We start from the raw sequence: 14,794 nt of genomic DNA, 5'->3' as shown, positions 1-14,794 counted from the left end.
ACAGCATTTTCGGAACGTCCGATGCATTTGATGTCGTAACCCGTTGTGATTAAGGCGGCTAACGACGGAAAGATGTAATTGCAAATCACATTAATCACACAAACAAATTATGTATTTAGACAAGACTAAGAAGGCAGAGATCTTCGCTCAGTATGGTAAGGCACAGAGTACAACTGACACAGGTTCAGCTGAGAGCCAGATTGCTCTTTTCTCTTATCGTATCAAGCACTTGACCGAGCACGTTAAGAAGAACCGCAAGGACTACGTTACAACTCGTTCATTGACACAGCTCGTAGGTAAGCGTCGTGCATTGCTCGATTACCTCTACGATCGTGACATCGAGCGTTATCGTGCTATCATCAAGGCTTTGGGTCTCCGTAAGTAAGCTTTTAAGAAGCAACGAAATAAAGGTAAGAAAGTTAAGGTTGGCTTGTCCATACCTTACTTTCTTACCTTTTTTCATTTACTATTCATGCTATCTTACTTTTGCTATATTGTTGATTAAGTTTTAAAAAGAACGCAAGGAAAGGAAGAACCTATGTAAAGGTTTTCTTAATTACTATATCTTTCTATTTATAGGAAATCGGTCAATGGGTATTTAATAATAATACTCAATGACCGATTTCTTTCTTATCTTTTCCTAAGAAGTTCACATTCTCTATGCGTGCTGTATCTGTTATAAGATAGGATTAGCTTATATTATTTCTTAATTATCTTTTTACCATCTACGATATAGATACCTGCAGGGAGTTCTTCCCAAGGCTGTGATAGGCGAAGCCCTTGCAAGGTAAAGATGTCCAGTGCTCTGCTCTGCTTGGTTTTAAGCAAGTTAATACCATTAGGTCTCAACTCATCAACCGTAGAGAATGTGTTGCGTAACACATTTGGATTCCAAATGTCTTCTCGTTTTCCATCCCTTTCAACCTCAATATGTATCTCGTATGAATGATTAGGCTCTAATTGAGAAGCAGCAAAGGTGATACGTGTCTGTGCTGCATTGTTGTCTGCATCACATGGAAGATAAACATTATTGATGGTACCCAAGTCTATCCACTTATTGCTTGTCAAATCGAGTAGACGATAATGAATTGGACCACGGTAGCCATTCCTAATCTGATAACCAGATACTTTGGAATGTACTTGCAGACTGATATTCTTTATCTTATTAAGTTGGAAGGTGCTGTAATTAGCGTATTCACCATCAACGTAGTAGTCGAGGAAAGTTAATTCAATATTTCCATTATTGACATAAGGTAATACTTCGATCTCGAATGGCTCTTTCATGTCAATAGGTATCTCTACTTCAGTTCCTTTTCTATTGGCTTTTATTGATAGTTTGACGTCATATTTACCTCTTGGTAGATTCCCTAAACTTGGTTTGTTGTAATATAGTGGAAGCATATTAATGACAAAGGTTGTTCGTCCAAGGCGTTGTGCAACAACGTTTGGAGTAAGTAGATAACCATGATATTCTTTCTTTGTCTCTTGATTTGTAAGTGTCATCACAAGTTCGCCACGCACTTCTTCACGTCCAGGATTATACATCGTGAAGCTGTATGCACCCTTAAATCCAGAACCTTCATAGTAAGGTGCAAGTAGGCTTGGAGCCTTTTCAATAACAACTACATCCTTTGGGTTATTTGTATTGAGCTGTACTGCACTTGGAGTGAGTTTTACTTCTATCTCATTGGCGTGATTGATTGGCTTCCAGTCACCGTGTTCCTTAGTCTTGGTATCGAGCATCTCAGAGAATACTGGTACTAAACGGTAGTTTCCGTCAGCAATACCCTTAAAGTTAATATCAGCAACATCAAAGGACATGGAAGTAAAGATAGATGCCCAAGTCTGGTCGCTTGCAGTTGAGTTGAAGATTTTTACTTGTTCGTTCTTGTCATTATAGAGGGCAAGTGCTACCTTCCCAGTGAATACACCAAGTTCACCTTTCACCGAACTATACGAGCCTAACTTCTCAATCTTTGCACTGAAACTTTCAGAACGGTTTGCTTCTGTCTTGTCAATAGTGAGTGAAGTGGTGGTTCTTGCATCTAATCCGCGCTCGATATCCTTAAAAGGTGTAGCCTTACCGTCATTAGGATGGGCAAAGACAACTGAGATATCGTCCCAGAATGTTCCACTATTGAGAGCAAAGCCTGAAACATTAAGGGTTACTATATTGATGTCGAAGTATCCATCGTTTTCACCTCCCCAGCCCCAGTTGGTGTGAATGAGGCCCTGCTCATCATAGCCATCATAAACAAAGGCATGTGGTCCACCTACTACTAAGACTGGATATCCATCTGAGATTTCTTGCATCACCTCATTGAGGAAGTCATTGGCAGGAAGGAAGTTTTTGTCAAGATAACGTACAGTATAGTCGAACTTGTCGCGAAGTGCATTGCAAGCATATTGTAAGTTTGAGTCACTACCTCTATAATAGTATCTCATATTGACAGCCTTACCGATGTCAGACATCAATACGCCAACGGCTTGTCGAGAATGTTCCGTTCTCATCTCATTAGTCGTGTTCTTCATTTCATCCCACCAATAAGTAGCACTCTTCTTAGCATCATCACCTGTTGATGCTATATAATCTTGTGGTCGATTCTTAGGCCATTTATTGTAGAACATCACCTGTGCTGTGGCTGTTGCAACACAACCAGTAGGTGTATGCTGTCCATTACTTAGTGGGGTGTACTTGTTGAAAGGGTCATACTGGCTCCACTTACAAGTAAGCAAGGGTTCTACTTTTCGTTTGATAGGACGCTGTGGAGTAGTAGTTGCAGCTTTAGAACGCACTTCTTTTACAACACGTTCATATTCCTTTAAGAACAGTTTGAAGTAGGGAGGCTGGTCGTTGGGGTTTTCTGTCATCTTATCTCCATAACCTACGAGTTCGTTGAGTTTACTTTCTCCAGAGATAATAACGAATTTCTTGTCGTTTGGATTAGTAAAAATGTAATAAGCTGGTTGCTCATTAGCTTGTGATGAGCGGGTTTTGGGGGTATCGTTCGATAGTTTTGGGTTGTTGATGTATTTGGTAGCTATACTCAAAGCTTGTGCTTTAGTGATAGGATCTGCATTGGCAAGTAAGATGTTTGTAAACGCAGTTACCACTAATAATAATGTTCTTTTCATTTGTTTATCTTATTAGTCAAAGTTTGGGTTTGTTATATTTTACGTCAGGGTTGTATAAGTTTAAGAATATTTCCGACAAATAGATTTAGTTTATTTTACGGTGTGAAGAGCGCTTACTCCTCCCATATCTCCTTCAAGGGAAGCATAACGAAATCACGTTCTTCCATAAGAGGGTGGGGGATGATAAGGTCAGGCTCATTGATACTTAGCTTGTCATAAAGCAGGATATCAATATCTATGATGCGGTCTGTATATTGTGCATTGATAGACTTCTTTACTCGTCCCATCTCTATTTCTATGGCTTGTGTCGCCTCTAATAGCTGTCTGGGAGCAAGAGAGGTAGAGACACATACGCAGGAATTGAGGAAGAGATTAGGGCTTTCAAAGCCCCAAGGCTCTGTCTCATGGAAAGAAGATTGGCGCAATACTGTGCCAATCTTTCCTTCTATTCGTGTTATCGCCTCGTGCATAATGGCCTTTCTATTACCAAGATTGGTGCCGAGGGATAAATAAACTATGTGCATGTTAATCGTTAAGAATCAGTAGAGAGTCGCCAAAGCAACCAAACATATAACCATTCCTTACCGCTTTGTCATATGCCTCCATCACAAGGTCATAACCTCCAAAGGCTGCTGTTTCCATCAATAAAGTTGAGTATGGATGATAGAAATTCACCAGCATTGAGTCGGCAAAGCCAAAGTTGTATGGAGGGAAGATAAATTCATTGGTCCAACCATCATACTCCTTTATCATACCATCAGTGCCAACAGCTGTCTCTGTAGCTTTGACAACACTTGCACCAACAGCACAGATATGATGTCCTGCCTGCTTAGCACCGTTAGCGATACGACATGCGTCAGCATTGATGTGCATCTCCTCTGAATCCATCTTATGCTTTGTAAGGTCCTCTACCTCAATATCATGGAAGGTGCCTAAGCCACAATGTAGTGTGATAAAGGCCTTCTTGATACCTTTGATATCCATCATCTTCATCATGTGTTCAGAGAAATGGATATTTGTACCAGGTGCTGAGACGGCACCTTCATGCTTGGCAAAGACAGACTGGAAATTCTCCATGTCGTCAGCTGTTGCGTGTGCAAACTCTTCCCCATCCTCCTTAGGACGGTTATCAATGACGTAGCGTGGTAATGGAGCCTCTCCCAAAGCAAATAACTCACGCTTGAACTCATCGTGCGGACAGTCGTAAAGGAAGCGGAGAGTACGACCACGAGAGGTAGTATTGTCTATAACCTCAGCTACCATTGTGCCAGACTCATCAAAGAAAAGCTTGTTACCGATACGAATCTTACGTGCAGGCTCTACCAATACATCCCAAAGACGCATCTCCTGATTGAGTTCACGAAGGAGGAATACCTCAATCTTCGCATCAGTCTTCTCCTTTGTACCATATAGACGAGCAGGGAATACCTTCGTGTCATTGAAGATAAAGGCATCTCCCTCATCGAAGTAGTTGAATACATCTTTGAATCGGATGTAGTCTTCTTCAGTAGGTTCACCGTCGATATCAGCCTTGAACATATCAATCTTTCCTGACTTACGGTGTAACACCATCAGCCTACCTTCATCACGACGAGTGACGGTGAAGGTTTGTGTGCTACCATCAGTACGTGTCAGAACACGTTCAGAAGAATGTGGATATAAGGCTACCTGCTCTTTTGGCAAGTTGAATTTAAACTGTGAAAGCTTCATATTTATATATTGGGGAGTTTATTATTTTTCTATAGTTTGTTGTTGGAGCCATGCGTCAAACTGGTCATAATTGACACAGTCTTCTACTCTGACGTCTCCAACACGTGTGCGGCGTAAGGCAGTAAGGTAGGCTCCGCTATTCAGCGCACGACCAAGGTCGCGTGCCAATGCACGAATATAAGTACCTTTACCGCAGACGACACGGATTGAGAGTTGCATCTTCTCTGCATCGAAGTCTAATACTTCTATCTCGTCAATGCGAATATTCTTAGGTTTCAGCGTTATTTCCTTACCTTTTCTTCGATAGTCGAAAGCACGCTTACCATCCACCTTTACAGCACTATAAGTGGGTGGAATTTGTTCGATATCACCCACAAACTGAGGTAGTGTAGCGTCTATCAGCTCCCTTGTAATATGTTCTGTTGGGAAATTTTCATTTACCTCATGTTCCATATCGTAGCTCGGTGTGGTAGCACCCAACTGTAGGGTCGCTGTATATTCCTTTGTGTGAGTCTGTAAAGTCTCAATCTGCTTTGTCATCTTACCCGTTGCAAGGATGAGAACTCCTGTCGCTAAAGGGTCTAATGTACCGGCATGACCAATCTTTACCTTCCCATCATTCGCCTGTGTACAAAGGTAGCGTACGTGTGCTAACGCCTTGAAACTGGTGATGCCGTAGGGCTTGTCAATAGGGATGATTACTCCTTCTTTGAAGTTCATTAGGGCAATAAGTATATGAGATTAGTGTACCATATTCAGTGGAATATCACAGAGCAGCATTATAATGATGATAAGGCCAACGATGATACGATACCAACCGAACCACTTGAAACCATATTTTGCAAGGAAACTTACAAACCACTTCATTGCCAATAGCGCAACGATGAATGATACAACACAGCCAACAGCAAGCATTGTAAGGTTATGAGCTGAAGCCCATGTGCTGTCACTATTTAACAAGTCATACATGTCAAGTACGGTTGCACCAGCCATAGTTGGTACCGCAAGGAAGAATGAGAATTCTGCTGCGCGTTTGCGTGTTAACCCATTTGCCATACCACCCACGATGGTTGCCATAGAGCGGCTTGTGCCAGGAATGAGAGATAAGCACTGGAAAAGACCAATGCGGATAGCACGTTTCTCTGTTATCTGGTTTTCTTCTTTTCCTTTGTTAAAGATCTTGTCACAGTAGAGCATGAATATACCACCCACTACGAGCATTATTGCAACCATCCATACAGATTCAAGCAACCAATCAAGTAGACCGCTCTTCTTAGCTGGTAGACCAATTATAATTGCTGGGACGAACCCAACAAATAGCAACCAATAGAAGCGTATAGGGTGGATAAATCTTTTGAATTTAGACTTCTCATCAGCAGGTACTGGTGTGCGGTCGATTTGGAAAAAGCGTTTCCAATATAGACATACCACAGAGAGGATTGCACCAAACTGTATGATGAACGTGAAGGCATGTACAAATTCATCGTTTGCAGGGACACCCAGAAGTTTCTGAGTGATAATCATGTGACCCGTAGATGACACTGGAAGGAACTCCGTCAGTCCTTCAATAATAGAGATAATAATCGTTTGTAAAAGTGTCATTAGTCCTCCATTCCTTTCGTTTCTTTCGGCTGATAAAGAATAGCACCAATGATAGAGATAAAACCAATAAAGGTGACGATAGGTGCTACTGTGATGTGACGAGCACTAAAGATATTTGGGTCGAATACCGTCTCTGTGGAGGATCCGCCACTCATAAGGATAAAGCCGATAATAACAACGGCTATACCTATAGCCAACAAGATAAAGTTGGTCTTACCAAAAGCTAAATTTCTTTTGTCCATATTGTTTGTTTGAGGAGTTCAAGAGCGTTAGGGGGAGTTAAGACAAGACTGCCTTCGCCACCTAAGAAGTCTTTTACCTTATTTATGTTTTGTTTATATTTTATAGAGGTCACCTGCCTTCATACGCAGGAACTTGTTTACTGACAACCATGAGCAGAAGGTCGCAATAATCACACCAAAGGCTAACATAACGAATGCTGTGATAACCAATGCGTCCCACGACAATACTTTTGTAATCTCTGGCTCGTAATCATAGAGGAAGCATATCCCGACACCCAAGACTGCAATAGCTAATAGGGCAGAGACGAGTCCTTCTAATACAGCGCGTCGTAAGAATGGTGCACGGATGAAATTCCATGATGCTCCAACGAGTTTCATCGTGTGGATTGAGAATCGTCGTGCATATATACTCAGACGGATAGTATTGTTAATCAGAGAGAAGGAGACAATGGTGAGCAAGACGGCAATGACTAACAGCACCAGACTAATCTTACCCAGCGTTTGGTTTACACTCTCTACTAAGCTCTGTGGATAGGTAATGTCGCTCACACCACGATAGGTTCGTAGTTGCTGAACGATGTTACGAATAGAGTCGTTGTTGGCATAGTTGGCCTTTAGTTGTACTTCGATCTCTCCTGTAAACGGATTCTCACCTGCAAACTCGGCAGGGTTAGCACCCAATTCTCGAGTTCCTTCCTTCAAAGCCTGCTCCTTACTGATAAAGTTCAGGCTATTGATATAATGCAAGTTGCGAATACGTTGACAAAGAGCAGAGCTCTCCTCTGTATTCATATCGGGCTGGAGAATCATGGTGATAGTAAGATTCTCCTTCACGTAAGAACTAAGATTGCGACTGGTAAAGCCTGTAAGTACAACCATACCAATCAGCATCAGCACCATAGCTGTACTGATACATAGTGTGACAACCTGCAGACTATGACGACTGCGGGCTTTGTTTCTTTTTTTTGCCATTTCTTTAATAAGGTATAATACACCAAAGTTGTTGCAAAGATACAGCAAAATAAGGTAATGACAAAAGAATTTATATTTTATTTAGAGATAATAGATGAAACTTTTGCACACGCTACTGTGGAAGGGTGGGAGAGAGCGGTTTGATTAAAAGAAATTCTTCCGAGCAATTCAGGGCTTGGGCGACTCTAACAGAAGAGAGACTATTCCGTAAACTACGAAAATAGTTTTATTTTTATTTGCTGTCATAATTAACATTTCATGTAATCTTACTGTCAGTTAATGACTTAGGTGATGATATTCGATGACAGATATGACAGCAAATTCAAAACTCCCTTGAAAAGGATGTTCACGCTTGCTACTTTTTCGAGTGGGGTTGGACAAGTGGGTAAGACATGTTTTTCAGCTTCTCTTAAGAATAAGCAGAATGATAAAAGATACTTAAATTATGAAGGACTGTAGTAGCTCTTGGATTCAGTCGTACCTGCCATTCGCATCATACGGGACGAACCTCGATACATGCAGTGTGGGCTGTTCGCATGCTATGTTTTAAGTATTGAAACGTTGGAAGAAGATGGAGTGGGAAGGAGGTTAAAGGTTTCGTTTTGAGCGTCAATAAGGTTGAGTTTGTAAACCTTTTTCCAGTCTCTCCAATACAACACTTGCCCTTTAAGGTTTAAGAAGACGCCTAATTACGTTCAAGAACATGCTCTTCTTGCCCCTAAAAGACGCCCTTCTTGCCCCTAATTAGGCCTCTTCTTGAAGAGAGTTCATAACCATTTGATATGTTGTTGATTACAAAGATGCTTGTAGGGGAGCCTTCATGGTTTTTAAGACAAATATATAGAAGGTAGAAGTAAAGAATTTTTCGTATCATAGAAAGCTGTGAAGAGGCTATCTTTTGTCTGTGTTATGGCTGTTATCCGTTGGTAAGGTTTGGTGTAAATCAAAGACTTTAATTGCAATATTTCTCAATATTAGGCATGTAAATAGAACTCGATATATAACTTTCGGGGGATGAAAGACTAACAAATAGTATAAGGTATTGCAATAAAATCATGTGAAATACGTTTAACAGATATAATTTTTAACAAAATAAAATACGAAACCTATGAAACGAATAGCAGTTCTAATCGTGTTAGTTACATCAACTTTGGTATCAATGGCACAGAACAAGCCGGGTACATGGTCAGTGATACCACATGTAGGAGTATCAATTTCTTCTTTGTTAGGTGGGTCTGGTATTTACGAAGTGGTCGATAACATGATAGTAGAGGTTAAACCTCATGCATTGTTAGGGTTTGTTGGAGGTGCTGATGTGATGTATCAGGCTTCTGATGCCGTAGGTCTTTCTGCTGGCTTATCATTTGTTCAAGCAGGCTGTAAATTGGAGGATTATACTGATGAACACACTACAGTTTATGATCGTTACTTGCGAATAAATTATGTGAGTATGCCGATTTTAGTTCATAATAAGTTGTTGCCAGGTCTTTCTGTTAAGGTTGGTATAGAACCAACCTGCCTGTTTAATGCTAATAATCATGAAGTACAACAGTCGTATGAAGTAGACAAGGAGGGTAAAAAGTCTAATTTCCATGAGGATGAGTTTACTATCGATATGAAGAATGGTATGCGTAAGTTTGGTCTTTCAATACCAGTTGGTGTAAGCTATGAGTACGAAAATGTTGTGTTAGGAGCATTATATCATGTGGGAGTCTTTAATATTTACAAGAAAGGCGACTCTTCTCGTAACAGCGTATTTGAGGTGTCTGTAGGCTATAAATTAAATCTTTAAGACAACGCTAAGGAGTATTCTTGGTGATTCAAGAAATACGATAACCTTTGGATGAAAGAGTTAGTTGTCTTCCATTTCAGGATGAAGTGGAAGACAACTAATTATATGGGTAAATTGCTTATAGTGATTAAGATTTTCAGTAAATAGGGCCGTAAATTGAAAAAAATACTGTAAGTTTGCACATTATATTAAGTATGATGAAACGGAACTTTTTAATCACATTATTTTTAATGATATGCTTGGGCGCTGTTGCTCAAGTGAGTCATCCTGTCTCTGTTCGTAGCGATGAACGGCCATCAATGGATAAGATACAAGCGTATGTTGACTCGTTGAACGCATTAAAAGACAGTGTTTTTACGTCTAAAAAGCCTAAGATTCGTCGTGAACAGAGACTGCGTAGGAATGATATGAGATTGTTCCTACCACTGACCTATTATGGTAATGTTGCAGAGAAATTGTTCACACGAGATAGAAATGACAACCCTATTTTGTCAGAGTTGATGCACCTTTATCTTGCACGTCCTGACCTTGTCAGAGGGACTGATAGGATGGTACAACAGCAGCAGACAAAGTTGGACGATATTAACGCACCAATCCATCATGACCCAACATTAGTTGAGAAGGTGCCAGAAACACCTGTTGAGCCAACGACAGTGCCAGTGGAGGTTATGATAAAACGACCTAATTTCTGGACGTTTAATGGTGATTATGCTTTACAATTCCTACAGAACTACGTTTCAGGAAACTGGTATAGAGGTGGCGAAAGTAACTATTCAGCATTGGCTTCTTTGGTGATGCAGGCCAATTACAATAATAAACAGAAATTGAAATGGGAAAACCGCTTGGAACTGAAATACGGTTTACAGAGTAGTCGTTCAGACTCTTTGCATAGTTTCAAGAGTACAGAAGACTTGATACGTCTTACCTCAAAACTTGGCTTGCAGGCAACGAAGCGGTGGTACTATACGGTGCAATTTATTGGTAATACACAATTTAGTCGTTCTTATCGTTCTAACGACCCAAAGGTATATTCAGCCTTCGTTGCTCCGTTGAACATAAACCTCTCTATCGGTATGGATTACTCGGTCGACTGGATGAACCACCGTTTGAAGGGTAACTTCCATTTAGCTCCCTTGGCTTATAACATGAAGTACACTCGCATGTTGGATTTGACTCGCCGTTTGGGTATCAAGGATGGTAATCATTTCCTGCATGACTTCGGTTCTGAGTTTACTGTAGATTTAGAATGGAAGATGATGGAGTCGTTGACTTGGAAGACTCGTCTGTATGGCTATTCTACGTATAAGCGCACAGAGTTAGAGTGGGAGAATACCTTTACCTTCCGCTTCAATCGATACATCTCAAGTCGGGTATTTATCTATCCTCGTTTTGACGATGGAGTACGTCGTGATGACCATTATGCCTTCTGGCAGTTGAAGGAATTTGCATCAATAGGATTTCAGTATAGTTTCTAATATAGCAATTTGGACAAGGAAGGGGTAGAAATCTTTAATAAGCCTTGTTGGCAATATTTCTCTATGTGTCGAGAGAATACTCTTCTACGTATAGAGAAGGGAGAAAGTAAAGGGACTATTCGTGTTTAATAGGTAGGCATCTGTTCTATCTTAGAAGTCTCTTCTCCTTTCCGAGAAGGGGTGAGATGTCTTGTTATAGCTATTTTTCTTTTACTTTTTTTATGTCCAATTGGCTTTGATATCCAATATTTTTATGTACATTTGCATCGCAATCAATATTAATACCCTTTTTATGTAGAATCGTTGAGAGCGCATTTGCGAAGTAATCTAATTTGTTTAATAAGTTAATATCAAAAGTAATAACAATAAAGACTAATCAATGAAGTATCATCAACACATGTTTAGAACTTTAAGAAGCTTGCCTTCTTTGGTGTTTCTGACAGCTTTTATCTTGATGCTTTCGTGGAGTTCGCCTGCTTCTGCACAAGTAGCAGGAAAGAAGTTCTCGATTTCGTTTAAGGATAAAAGTGTTGCTCAGATTTTGGATTTCATTTCTACAAAGGGAGACTACAAGATTAATTACACGGATGATGTTAAGAACGATACGTTGCTTCTTACCATCTCGTTTGAGGATGTAGACGAACTGAGTGCTGTAGAAAACCTGTTGGCTCACTCATCTTTTGTCTATAATATTGACGGTAAGGTGATTGATGTCTTCAAGATGAAAAATGCTACACAGGGACAATACACCATTCATGGAACAGTAAAAGACAAGGACGGGTTGGGCGTACCTTTTGCTATTGTACAGATTAAGGGAACGTCGAAAGGTGTTACTGCCGATGTAGATGGTAATTTCTCTATGCCTGTAGAAAAAGAGGAAGGAACTATCACAATCTCCAGTGTAGGCTATGACGCAAAGACACTAAAATACCATACTGGTAAGGCGATGAATGTTATCCTGACGTCATCTGCCGTTGCTATGGGTGAGGTTACGGTCGTTGCTTATGGTAAGAGGAATACACGTGAACAGGTGGGAGCCATTGCCTCTGTTAAAGTTGAAGATTTGCAGAAGGCACCAACAGCAAGTATTGAGAACCTCTTGCAGGGTCGTATGGCTGGTGTAGACGTGACTAACCTGTCTGGTTCACCTGGTGGTGGTGGCTCTCGTATTACTATTCGCGGCTTTAGCTCTCTCAATCAGAAGGGTATCAATGATGGTTCACCGCTTTACGTGATTGATGGTATACCAGTGTCAAGTAGTGCTGGGGATGCAACGGGCGGTATTAACCCACTGTCAGGACTTGACCCTTCAAGTATAGAGTCTGTGCAGGTGCTTAAAGATGCTGCTTCTGCGTCACTCTATGGTTCGCGAGCTGGTAATGGTGTTATCCTCATTACTACTAAGAAAGGTAAGTCGGGACGCTCGGAGGTAAGCTTCAATTTCTCACAATCTCTTTCTTGGTTACCAAGTACACCAATGCAGACACTTGGTAAGGGTGAACGTGATATAGCTCTTCTCTTGGCTAAGAACCAGAGAGGTGCACACTATGATTATATAACAGATAAGCTGATTTACCCTGGTTCTTATAAGGATTCATACGGTTGGGATGCTGATAATGATGGCGCCTACGACTACTTGTGGCGTAATGGTAGGGTGTTAGACCCAGATCGTCGACTACCAGGAATAGCACAAGACTCACTGAACACTTTCTATAACAACAGAACAAACTGGTGGAAATATGCCTTCCGTGTAGGTAGGGTGACCAAAGGTGACTTGTTGTTGGCTGGTGGTACAGATAATATAAGGTATATGGTTAATGCTGGTATCTACGATGAAACGGGTATTATGATTAGCTCTAATTTCCGTCGTTTCAGTTTGTTGAGTAATCTTGACTTTAACCTATCGACGAAGTTGAGTGCTTTCACACGTATCAACCTGACATACGCTACGCAGAAAGCTGGCTCGGATGGGGGACGTGTGCAGGGATTGACATTCGATCCGAAGCGTACGTCTACGCTCTTGCCGGGTAAGGGTAGTGTCGCGGAACAAGTGGCGTTAAGGCAGTTGAAGGATATTGATAAGACGAATTCAAATTATAATGTTCGTCTGAGTGTAGGCTTGAACTATAATATTATAAAAGGTCTGAAATTCTCTTCTACCTACTCGCTTGACCATTATTTCACACGTGTCTACACGTTTACACCTGATTATCTGAAGTATGATAAGAAGTCGGAGGTACAGGCTTCTAATATTGCTATGACGAATATTCAGACTGAGAATATCCTTACTTATAACCTTGCATTGCCAAGCGAACATAAGTTGGAGCTGATGGCTGGTATGACTTATAACTATGACTTGCTGCAGAACCTAAGCGGTACAGCAAAGGGTGGCCCTACTAACTCTATTAAGTTTGCGGGTGAGGGATGGCCTTCTCTCTTCAACGATGGTGGAACTGTGAGGGCTGCACAAAGCTTCCTAACCAATCAGCAGGAGCAGTCATTGCTTAGTTTCTTGGGTCGTGCGGCATATAGCTATAAGAAACGTTACATGGCGGAGTTGTCTATCCGTGCGGATGGATCAAGTGTCTTCGGTAAGGATGTACGCTGGGGAACCTTCCCTTCTGTGGGTCTTGGCTGGGCATTCAGTGAGGAACATTTCATGAAGAAATTCTGGTGGTTGAGCTTCGGTAAGCTTCGTGCTTCTTGGGGTAAGTCTGGTCAGAAGTTCCAAGAACCTTATTTGGCATTGGGCGTGATGGAGGAGAGTAATGTATTTAATGGTTCGTTAGGTCTTATCCCGCAGTCTATGGCTAATAAGAAATTGACTTGGGAGGAGAGTGATCAGTATGACCTCGGTCTTGACTTACAGATGTTGGACTATCGTTTGAAACTCAAGCTCGATTATTACTATAAGTATTCAAGTAAGCTGTTGATGCAGTCTTATCTGCCAGGTAATGTCTTCCTTGCTACAAACATGTGGGACAATGCTTCTGCAATCTCTAACGAAGGTATTGAGTTCGAGGCTCAGTATGATGTTATCCGCAAGAAGAATTGGAACTGGAGTGTAGGCTTCAACCTTTCTCATAATAAGAACATGCTGCGTAAGACGTATAATGGTGAAGACCTTAACGACAAAGTCTTAGGTCGTCCTGTCTATGGTATCTATACCTTTAAGGATGAGGGAATCGTTCAGAAGGAGGAAGATGTCCCAATGTATCCTAATGCTTCTGGTAAGCAGATTCCACTTTATTTTCAGTCTATCAATAATCCATTGCGTGTGGGTGGTAGGAAGATTAAGGACCAGAACTATGATGGTGTGATTGATGATAAGGACCTCTATTATGCTGGTAGTACTCTTCCTGCAGTCTACGGTGGTTTGAATAGCCACTTAGAATGGAAGGGATTGAGCTTTGATGTACTCTTCAGCTATACCATCAGCCGTAAGGTGATGAATATGTATAAGAACAGTGCCTTCACCTTTACAAAGGACTTTGGCGTTATCATGAACTACTTCCACGCTAATGATTTCTGGACAACAAGCAATAGAGATGCGAAGTATCCATCACTTGAGTTCGCTGACAAGGATTATGTAGGGCAGTTTGACGGTAATGTAGACTCTAACATTGAGAACATTAGTTTCTTACGTCTCAAGCAGTTGGTGATTGGTTATCAGTTACCAAAGAACTGGTTGAAGGGCTCTTTCATCAAAGATGCTAATATATACCTTAGTGGAGAGAATCTGTTCTTGATTACTAATTATTCAGGAGTAGACCCTGAAGTTATCAATCCTTATTCTGGTAAGGATGATGGAACACAGTATCCATTGAATAGAAAGGTTACTTTGGGTCTTAACTTAAAATTCTAAT

The 14,794-nt window shown here is 41.0% G+C and carries 11 protein-coding genes; 4 read left to right on the top strand and 7 right to left on the bottom strand.

All coding sequences use genetic code 11. From position 1 onward, the window contains the following. The first annotated feature begins 109 nt into the window (after positions 1 to 109). Positions 110 to 385: a 30S ribosomal protein S15 gene (gene rpsO, locus CHB62_RS04060; protein WP_004360506.1), complete on the top strand. Its 276-nt coding sequence runs from the start codon at positions 110 to 112 to the stop codon at positions 383 to 385. A gap of 314 nt (positions 386 to 699) precedes the next feature. Here rpsO and CHB62_RS04055 read toward each other — a convergent pair whose 3' ends face one another. From CHB62_RS04055 to CHB62_RS04025, 7 genes are all read right to left on the bottom strand, one after another. Then, positions 700 to 3,135, bottom strand: a complete 2,436-nt coding sequence (locus tag CHB62_RS04055) for a C10 family peptidase (protein WP_089365820.1) — start codon at positions 3,133 to 3,135, stop codon at positions 700 to 702. A gap of 113 nt (positions 3,136 to 3,248) precedes the next feature. After that, positions 3,249 to 3,659: a 2-amino-4-hydroxy-6-hydroxymethyldihydropteridine diphosphokinase gene (gene folK, locus CHB62_RS04050; RefSeq protein WP_089365819.1), complete on the bottom strand. Its 411-nt coding sequence runs from the start codon at positions 3,657 to 3,659 to the stop codon at positions 3,249 to 3,251. Position 3,660: 1 nt separating this feature from the next. Further along, positions 3,661 to 4,845: an S-adenosylmethionine:tRNA ribosyltransferase-isomerase gene (locus tag CHB62_RS04045; protein WP_089365818.1), complete on the bottom strand. Its 1,185-nt coding sequence runs from the start codon at positions 4,843 to 4,845 to the stop codon at positions 3,661 to 3,663. Positions 4,846 to 4,866: 21 nt separating this feature from the next. Beyond that, on the bottom strand, positions 4,867 to 5,565 hold the full coding sequence (truB, locus tag CHB62_RS04040) for a tRNA pseudouridine(55) synthase TruB (protein ID WP_089365817.1): 699 nt from the start codon (positions 5,563 to 5,565) through the stop codon (positions 4,867 to 4,869). Between the two features lie 21 nt (positions 5,566 to 5,586). Beyond that, the gene (locus CHB62_RS04035; RefSeq protein ID WP_089365816.1) at positions 5,587 to 6,447 is read right to left on the bottom strand and encodes an undecaprenyl-diphosphate phosphatase; all 861 of its coding nucleotides are present in this window, start codon (positions 6,445 to 6,447) and stop codon (positions 5,587 to 5,589) included. Further along, positions 6,447 to 6,689 carry a DUF3098 domain-containing protein gene (locus CHB62_RS04030; protein WP_089365815.1) on the bottom strand — a complete coding sequence of 81 codons (243 nt, stop codon included), beginning with the start codon at positions 6,687 to 6,689 and terminating at the stop codon, positions 6,447 to 6,449. The genes CHB62_RS04035 and CHB62_RS04030 overlap by 1 nt, the downstream gene beginning before the upstream one ends. Positions 6,690 to 6,782: 93 nt before the next feature. Further along, positions 6,783 to 7,661 carry a cell division protein FtsX gene (locus tag CHB62_RS04025; RefSeq protein WP_089365814.1) on the bottom strand — a complete coding sequence of 293 codons (879 nt, stop codon included), beginning with the start codon at positions 7,659 to 7,661 and terminating at the stop codon, positions 6,783 to 6,785. A gap of 1,108 nt (positions 7,662 to 8,769) precedes the next feature. On the opposite strand from CHB62_RS04025, the gene CHB62_RS04020 reads away from it, so the two are divergent. The 3 genes from CHB62_RS04020 (at position 8,770) to CHB62_RS04010 (ending at position 14,793) form a co-directional block, all read left to right on the top strand. Further along, positions 8,770 to 9,453, top strand: a complete 684-nt coding sequence (locus CHB62_RS04020) for an outer membrane beta-barrel protein (protein WP_089365813.1) — start codon at positions 8,770 to 8,772, stop codon at positions 9,451 to 9,453. 197 nt (positions 9,454 to 9,650) lie between these two features. After that, positions 9,651 to 10,928: a DUF3078 domain-containing protein gene (locus CHB62_RS04015; RefSeq protein WP_089365841.1), complete on the top strand. Its 1,278-nt coding sequence runs from the start codon at positions 9,651 to 9,653 to the stop codon at positions 10,926 to 10,928. Between the two features lie 379 nt (positions 10,929 to 11,307). Further along, positions 11,308 to 14,793: a SusC/RagA family TonB-linked outer membrane protein gene (locus tag CHB62_RS04010; protein ID WP_089365812.1), complete on the top strand. Its 3,486-nt coding sequence runs from the start codon at positions 11,308 to 11,310 to the stop codon at positions 14,791 to 14,793. Position 14,794 lies beyond the last annotated feature (1 nt).

The organism is Prevotella jejuni, assembly GCF_900187995.1.
GTDB classification, from domain to species: Bacteria; Bacteroidota; Bacteroidia; order Bacteroidales; family Bacteroidaceae; genus Prevotella; species Prevotella jejuni.
The sequence above is the reverse complement of the archived record's forward strand: the minus strand, read 5'-3'. Positions and strand labels throughout refer to the sequence as shown.

Excerpts from the sequence above, each read along its gene's own strand:
- CHB62_RS04035 (WP_089365816.1), bottom strand. The coding sequence starts at position 6,447 with ATGACACTTTTACAAACGATTATTATCTCTATTATTGAAGGACTGACG.
- folK (WP_089365819.1), bottom strand. The coding sequence starts at position 3,659 with ATGCACATAGTTTATTTATCCCTCGGCACCAATCTTGGTAATAGAAAG.
- CHB62_RS04055 (WP_089365820.1), bottom strand. The coding sequence starts at position 3,135 with ATGAAAAGAACATTATTATTAGTGGTAACTGCGTTTACAAACATCTTA.
- CHB62_RS04010 (WP_089365812.1), top strand. The coding sequence starts at position 11,308 with ATGAAGTATCATCAACACATGTTTAGAACTTTAAGAAGCTTGCCTTCT.
- truB (WP_089365817.1), bottom strand. The coding sequence starts at position 5,565 with ATGAACTTCAAAGAAGGAGTAATCATCCCTATTGACAAGCCCTACGGC.
- CHB62_RS04045 (WP_089365818.1), bottom strand. The coding sequence starts at position 4,845 with ATGAAGCTTTCACAGTTTAAATTCAACTTGCCAAAAGAGCAGGTAGCC.
- CHB62_RS04015 (WP_089365841.1), top strand. The coding sequence starts at position 9,651 with ATGAAACGGAACTTTTTAATCACATTATTTTTAATGATATGCTTGGGC.
- CHB62_RS04030 (WP_089365815.1), bottom strand. The coding sequence starts at position 6,689 with ATGGACAAAAGAAATTTAGCTTTTGGTAAGACCAACTTTATCTTGTTG.
- CHB62_RS04020 (WP_089365813.1), top strand. The coding sequence starts at position 8,770 with ATGAAACGAATAGCAGTTCTAATCGTGTTAGTTACATCAACTTTGGTA.
- CHB62_RS04025 (WP_089365814.1), bottom strand. The coding sequence starts at position 7,661 with ATGGCAAAAAAAAGAAACAAAGCCCGCAGTCGTCATAGTCTGCAGGTT.
- rpsO (WP_004360506.1), top strand. The coding sequence starts at position 110 with ATGTATTTAGACAAGACTAAGAAGGCAGAGATCTTCGCTCAGTATGGT.